General features: G+C 62.5%; 1 protein-coding gene. It reads left to right on the top strand.

The annotated features are described in order from the left end of the window. Positions 1 to 1,121, top strand: a 1,121-nt coding sequence (gene tuf, locus Talka_RS11830; protein ID WP_143891516.1) for an elongation factor Tu, incomplete at both ends; no start/stop codon positions are given.

Genomic DNA, 1,121 nt, shown 5'->3' on the forward strand with positions numbered 1-1,121 from the left:
AATGTGGGCACGATTGGGCACGTGGACCATGGCAAGACGACGCTGACGGCGGCGATCACGACGGTGCTGGCGGCCAAGTATGGTGGGCAGGCCAAGAAGTATGACGAGATTGATGCGGCGCCGGAGGAGAAGGCGCGCGGCATCACCATCAACACGGCGCACGTGGAGTATGAGACGGCCAACCGGCACTATGCGCACGTGGACTGTCCGGGGCATGCCGACTACGTCAAGAACATGATCACGGGTGCGGCGCAGATGGATGGGGCGATTTTGGTGGTGTCGGCGGCGGATGGTCCGATGCCGCAGACGCGCGAGCACATTCTGCTGGCGCGCCAGGTGGGGGTGCCCTACATTGTTGTCTTTCTCAACAAGTGCGACATGGTGGATGATGCCGAGCTGCTGGAGCTTGTTGAGATGGAGGTGCGCGAGCTGCTGTCCAAGTATGACTTTCCGGGCGACGACATCCCCATCATCAAGGGCTCGGCGCTGAAGGCTCTGGAAGGCGACAAGGGCGAGCTGGGCGAGCAGGCCATCATGAAGCTCGCGGAAGCGCTGGACACCTACATTCCGACGCCGGAGCGTGCGATTGATGGCGCCTTCCTGATGCCGGTGGAAGACGTCTTCTCGATTTCGGGCCGTGGCACGGTGGTGACGGGGCGCATTGAGCGCGGCGTCATCAAAGTGGGCGACGAAGTGGAGATTGTGGGTTTGCGCCCGACACAGAAGACCACCTGCACGGGGGTGGAGATGTTTCGCAAGCTGCTCGATCAGGGCCAAGCGGGCGACAACGTGGGCATTTTGCTGCGCGGCACCAAGCGCGAGGAAGTGGAGCGCGGGCAGGTGCTGGCCAAGCCGGGCACCATCACGCCGCACACGCACTTCACGGGCGAGGTGTATGTGCTGAGCAAAGAAGAGGGAGGCCGCCACACGCCGTTTTTCAACAACTACCGGCCGCAGTTTTACTTCCGCACCACCGATGTGACCGGGGCCATTGAGCTGCCCAAGGACAAAGAGATGGTGATGCCGGGCGACAACGTGACGCTGACGGTCAAGCTGATTGCGCCGATTGCGATGGAGGAAGGCTTGCGCTTTGCCATCCGCGAAGGCGGTCGCACCGTGGG

It is taken from the genome of Tepidimonas alkaliphilus, assembly GCF_007556595.1.
In the GTDB taxonomy this organism is placed as follows: domain Bacteria; phylum Pseudomonadota; class Gammaproteobacteria; order Burkholderiales; family Burkholderiaceae_C; genus Tepidimonas; species Tepidimonas alkaliphila.